The sequence below is a fragment of the Micromonospora sp. M51 genome (assembly GCF_018070305.1).
Classification (GTDB): Bacteria; Actinomycetota; Actinomycetes; order Mycobacteriales; family Micromonosporaceae; genus Micromonospora; species Micromonospora parva.
The window spans coordinates 1-5,523 of record NZ_JAGPXZ010000404.1 but is presented as its reverse complement, the minus strand read 5'-3'; the positions used below and the strand labels follow the sequence as shown (position 1 = coordinate 5,523).

At 72.0% G+C, this 5,523-nt stretch carries 6 protein-coding genes and 1 pseudogene; all 7 read left to right on the top strand.

The annotated features are described in order from the left end of the window. The coding region (locus KBX53_RS20605) for a pyridoxal 5'-phosphate synthase (RefSeq protein ID WP_210861085.1) at positions 1-335 on the top strand (335 nt) is incomplete at its 5' end. After that, positions 332-1,630: an MFS transporter gene (locus KBX53_RS20600; protein ID WP_210861083.1), complete on the top strand. Its 1,299-nt coding sequence runs from the start codon at positions 332-334 to the stop codon at positions 1,628-1,630. The genes KBX53_RS20605 and KBX53_RS20600, both read left to right, overlap by 4 nt. An 18-nt stretch (positions 1,631-1,648) precedes the next feature. Then, positions 1,649-2,541 (top strand): annotated as a pseudogene (locus KBX53_RS20595) (aldose 1-epimerase family protein); the annotation flags it as partial. Between the two features lie 8 nt (positions 2,542-2,549). Then, positions 2,550-3,152, top strand: a complete 603-nt coding sequence (locus KBX53_RS20590; RefSeq protein WP_210861081.1) for a nitroreductase family protein — start codon at positions 2,550-2,552, stop codon at positions 3,150-3,152. 187 nt (positions 3,153-3,339) lie between these two features. Then, entirely contained in the window at positions 3,340-3,645 is a 306-nt protein-coding gene (locus KBX53_RS20585) for a type II toxin-antitoxin system VapB family antitoxin (RefSeq protein WP_030329612.1), read from the top strand. Between the two features lie 35 nt (positions 3,646-3,680). After that, on the top strand, positions 3,681-4,844 hold the full coding sequence (locus KBX53_RS20580) for an acyl-CoA dehydrogenase family protein (protein WP_030329610.1): 1,164 nt from the start codon (positions 3,681-3,683) through the stop codon (positions 4,842-4,844). Positions 4,845-4,943: 99 nt separating this feature from the next. Continuing rightward, on the top strand, positions 4,944-5,523 hold a 580-nt coding region (locus KBX53_RS20575), incomplete at its 3' end, for a DUF4230 domain-containing protein (protein WP_210861079.1).

Below are 5,523 nucleotides of genomic sequence, written 5' to 3'. Positions count from 1 at the left end.
GTCAGGTGGTGGTCGCCGGGCGGGTGACGCCCGTCGACCGCGCGACGAGCGAGGCGTACTTCGCCAGCCGGCCGCGCGGCTCCCAACTGGGCGCCTGGGCCAGCCCTCAGTCGCAGGTCGTGTCGGGCCGGGCGGCGCTGGAGCAGCGGTACCAGGAGGTGGCCGAACGCTTCGCCGGCCAGGCCGACATCCCGACCCCGTCGCACTGGGGCGGGCTGCGGGTGCAACCCGAGTCGGTGGAGTTCTGGCAGGGTCGGGCCAGCCGGCTGCACGACCGGCTCCGTTTCCGTCGCCGGGACGAGGGTGCCTGGATCGTCGAGCGGTTGGCGCCGTGACGGGAGTGCAGGAGACCCGGCCGCGCGCCGCGCGCCGCTGGGCGATCGACGTGCGTCCGCTGCGGGTCCCGGCGTACCGGCGGCTCTGGCTCGGCAACACCGTGGCGATGTTCGGCTTCCAGTTCACCGCCGTCGCGGTGCCGGTGGAGATGTACGCCCTGACCCGGGACTCGTTCTGGGTGGGCCTGCTGGGGATTGCCGCCTTCGTACCGTTGCTGGTCTTCGGGCTCTGGGGCGGCGCGGTCGCCGACGCCCGCGACCGGCGTGCGGTGCTGCTCGGTGGCTCATTGTTGCTTTGGGCATCCACCCTCGGTCTGTTGCTCCAGGCGGTGCTGGACGTCGGCAGCCCGGTGCTGCTGCTGGCGTTGATGGCGGTGCAGTCGGTGGCCTTCGCGAGCAGCTCGCCGGCCCGCGGCGCCATGCTGCCCCGGCTGGTGCCGGACGACCTGGTGGCGTCCGCCACCACGCTGAACTACACGACCTTCACCGCCGCCTCGGTCGCCGGCCCGCTCGCCGCCGGTCTCATCCTCTCCGCCTCGCCGGACACCACTGTGGTGCTGCCGATCGCGTACGGGTTGGACGCGGTGCTGTTCACCGCGATGCTCTGGGCGGCGCTGCGGCTGCCGTCGCTGCCGCCCGAGCCCACCGCCGACGGCCAGGCCCGAAAGGCCGGCCTGGCCAGCGTCATCGACGGGTTCCGCTACCTGGCCACCACCCCGGTCCTGCTGTTGTCCTTCGCGGTGGACCTGATCGCGATGATCCTCGCCATGCCGCGGGCTCTCTTTCCGGAGATCGCGCACGAGCGGTTCGGCGGCGGTGGCTCGGTCGGCCTGCTCTACAGCGCCATCGCGATCGGCTCGATGATCGGTGGGCTGACCTCCGGCTGGATCGGCCGGCTCCGCCGGCAGGGGCTCGGCCTGGTGCTCGCGGTGGTCGGCTGGGGCCTGGCGATCGCCGCGGCGGGGTTGGCCCACCAGCTCTGGCTGATGGTCGTGCTGCTCGCCGTGGCCGGCGCCGCCGACCTGATCAGCGCGGTGCTGCGTCAGTCCATGTTGCTGGTCTACGCGCCGGACCGGATGCGCGGCCGACTCCAGGGCGTCAACACGGTGGTGGTGGCCGGTGGGCCACGCCTGGGCGACCTGCGGGCCGGCACCATGGCTGCCGGGTTCGGCGGCGGGGTGGCCTGGGTGGCCGGCGGGCTCGCCTCCGCGGTGCTCGTGGTGGTGCTCGCTGTCGCGTTCCCGGTGCTGCTGCGTTACCGGGCGGCGACGGCGTCAAGCGGCGACCGGGCCTGACCGGTTAGGGTCGCCGGCATGGAAAGCCCCGATCAGCGCCCGTTCTCCGGCGCCCAGTGGACCATCTCCGCCGCCGGCCACGAGGCCGTCATCGTGGAGGTGGGCGGTGGGCTCCGGACGTACCGGCATGACGGCGTCGACGTGGTCGACGGGTACCGGACCGACGAGGTCTGCCCGGGTTGCACCGGGCAGGTGCTGGCCCCCTGGCCGAACCGGATCCGCGATGGCCGCTACTCGTTCGGGGAGCGGACGCACCAGCTCGCACTGACCGAGCCGGAGCGGCACGTGGCCATCCACGGGCTGGTCAACTGGGTGCCGTGGCAGTTGCTGGAGCAGTCCGCGGACGCCGTGACGGTCGGCTACCACCTGCCGCCGCAGCTCGGCTACCCGTGGCCGCTGCGGCTGCGCAGCCGGTGGAGCGTCGACGCGGACGGGCTGCGCGCCGAGCACGAGGTGACCAACATCGGCGGGGAGTTGGCGCCGTTCGGATTCTCCGTGCACCCGTACCTGCAACTGCCCGGCGTCGCGGTGGACGACCTGGTGCTGCGGCTGCCCACCCGCAGCCGGGTGCTGGTGGACGGCCGGCTGCTGCCGGTGGGGGTGACCCCGGTGGCCGGCACCGAGTACGACTGGACCAGCCCCCGCCGGATCGGCGCCGCCGTCCTGGACTCCTGCTTCGGTGACGTGATCCGCGACGCCGACGGCGGTTCGTCGGTGAGCCTCTCCGCGCCGGACGGCGCGACCGGTGTGAGCATCTGGGCGGATGCCGAGTTCGGCTGGTGGCAGGTGTTCACCGGGGTCACCCCCACCGGCAGCAGCCGGCCGTCCACCCGGACGCGTTCCGGTCGGGCAAGGATCTGCTCACCCTCAAGCCCGGCACGACCTGGCGAGGTGCCTGGGGCATCCGCCCCGGCGCCTGATGGAGTTCGCCGAGGTCGTCCGCCGTCGGCGGATGGTGCGCAACTACGACCCGGACCGTCCGGTCCCGCCCGACGGGGTGGACCGGCTGCTCGACCACGCGGTCCGCGCGCCGTCGGCCGGCTTCGCCCAGGGCTGGGGTTTCCTGGTGCTGGAGGAGCCGGTCGACCGGGACCGGTTCTGGGCCGCCACCACCCCCGACGGGGGTGGGCGTCAGCGGTGGCTCGCCGGCATGCGCCGCGCACCGCTGATCGTGGTGCCGCACGCCAACGAGTCGGCCTACCTGCGGCGGTACGCGGAGCCGGACAAGGGCTGGACGGATCAGTCCCCGGACCGGTGGCCGGTGCCGTACTGGCACGTGGACGCCGGCTTCGCCGCGTTGCTGATGCTGCTGACCGCGGTGGACGAGGGGCTGGGGGCGTGCTTCTTCGGCATTCCGCCGCAGCGGCTCGGCACCTACCGGGACGCGTTCGGCGTGCCGGCGGAGTACCAGCCCATCGGTGCCGTCACAATCGGTTACCGGGCCGCTGACCATCGGTCACCGTCGTTGCGTCGGGGGCGTCGTCCGATGGACGAGGTTGTGCGACGCGGTCGGTGGAACTGAGGCTGACGTCCCGTTCGTCCGGTTGAGGATCGGACGAGCGATAGCGAAACTGACATCAGGGAGCAGAACGCAGCGTGCGCTGGGCGGCTAGGCTGGCACGGTCATCGGTGCCGCGCCGCGCGGTGCCCGCCGCGGCCCGGCTCGGCGCCGTCGGTCGGCCCGGCCACGGGGAGGGGAGCGTGCCGTCGTGATCTTCAGAGCGGTCCGGGACGGGCGTCCCTATCCGGAGCACAATCTGACGCTCAAGCAGTGGGCGGAGATCCCGCCGCGGCCACTGCGCCTGGATCAGATGATCACCACCAAGCGCGAGTTGGCGCTGGACAAGCTCCTCGCCGAGGACTCCACCTTCTACGGTGACCTCTTCCCGCACGTGGTGCAGTGGAACGGTGGGCTCTACCTGGAGGACGGGCTGCACCGGGCGCTGCGCGCCGCCCTCCAGCAGCGCAACCAGATCCACGCCCGGGTGCTGGTGCTCTCCGAGCCGATCGAGTGAGCGGTCCGGCCTGAAGCTTCGTTAGGGTGGCGTCCATGACCGCTCCGCTGGACCTGCTCGACCTGGACCCGTCGCTCAGCGAGGAGGAGCGGCAGGTCCGTGACGTCGTCCGCCAACTCGTCGACGACCGGGTGCGGCCCCACGTCGCCGAGTGGTACGAGGACGGCCGGGTGCCCGCCCGGGAGCTGGCCCGCGAGTTCGGCAAGCTCGGCCTGCTCGGCATGCACCTGACCGGCTACGGCTGCGCCGGCACCTCAGCGGTCGCCTACGGGCTCGCCTGCCAGGAGCTGGAAGCCGGTGACTCCGGCGTCCGCTCGCTGGTCTCGGTGCAGGGATCGCTCGCCATGTACGCCATCTGGCGCTACGGCAGTGAGGAGCAGAAGCAACGCTGGCTGCCGTCGATGGCCACCGGTGAGGCGATCGGGTGCTTCGGCCTGACCGAGCCGGACCACGGTTCCGACCCCGCCTCGATGGCCACCCGGGCCCGCCGCGACGGCGACGACTGGGTGCTCACCGGCGGAAAGATGTGGATCACCAACGCCCCGATCGCGGACGTCGCGGTGATCTGGGCCCGCACCGACGAGGGCGTACGGGGTTTCGCCGTACCAATGGACACGCCCGGCGTCACGGCCCGGGAGATCCACCGCAAGATGTCGCTGCGCGCGTCGGTGACCGGCGAGATCGTGCTCGACGACGTCCGGCTCCCGGCCGACGCCCGACTGCCCGAGGCGGTCGGCCTCAAGGCGCCGCTGAGCTGCCTCACCGAGGCCCGCTACGGCATCGTCTGGGGTTCCGTCGGCGCGGCCCGCGACTGCCTGGAAACCACACTGGCGTACGCCACCACCCGCACCCAGTTCGGTCGCCCACTGGCCGGGTTCCAGCTCACCCAGGCGAAGCTCGCCGACATGGCCGTCGAGTTGGTGAAGGGGCAACTGCTCGCGCTGCACCTGGGCCGGCTCGCCGACGCCCGGCGGCTGCGGCCCGAGCAGGTCAGCGTGGGCAAACTGAACAACGTACGGGAGGCGCTGGCCATCGCCCGGCAGTGCCGCACCATCCTCGGCGCCAACGGCGTCTCCGGCGAGTACCCGGTGATGCGGCACGCCAACAACCTGGAGAGCGTGCTGACCTACGAGGGCACCTCGGAAATCCACCAACTGGTCATCGGACAGCGGCTCACCGGGCTCTCCGCATTCGCCTGACCTGCTCCTTTGTCGCTTCCTGGCGCTCGCCGCGCGACTGTCGTAACGGGGCCGTACCGTCATTGACAGACGACGTGTCTGACGAGGACGGTGAGCGTGATGGCCCGCGACGCTGGCAGCAACGAGCCCACGAGGGAGTTCCCCGGTTACCCGACCGGTGACGATCTCAAGGTGCGGTCGACCGCTACACCCGAGTGGACCACCGATACCCCGGAGGGCACCGGCGACCCCGCCGACCCGGCTGGCCCCGGTGGCCCGACGACCGGTGGCACCGGCGGGGGTGGTGGGGCGGCCCGAGGTCTGCTCCTGCTGCTCGGCGCCGCCGCGCTGGCCGTGATCGTGCTGCTCGGCATTCAGGCGACCGGCATCCTGCCGGAGTTCCGCAACCCGTTCGCCAAGGAGCAGACCGACCGCAGCCAGCCACCGCTGCTCAAGTCGATCCAGGACCTCAGCCGCTACGTGGCCGCCGAGGGCAACTTCCAGGTCGTGGTCGACACCCAGAACGACCGGCGCAACGTTCCGGACTTCCTGCTCAACGAGCGCACCCTGTTCGTCGGGGCCGGCAGCGTCGAGGCGTACGTCGACTTCACCAAGATCGGTGACGGGGCCATCGTCCAGACCGCAGACGGCAAGTCCGTCGAGATCAAGTTGCCGTCGCCGCAGCTCTGCGAGACCAACC

Excerpts from the sequence above, each read along its gene's own strand:
- KBX53_RS20580 (WP_030329610.1), top strand. The coding sequence starts at position 3,681 with ATGACCGCTCCGCTGGACCTGCTCGACCTGGACCCGTCGCTCAGCGAG.
- KBX53_RS20590 (WP_210861081.1), top strand. The coding sequence starts at position 2,550 with ATGGAGTTCGCCGAGGTCGTCCGCCGTCGGCGGATGGTGCGCAACTAC.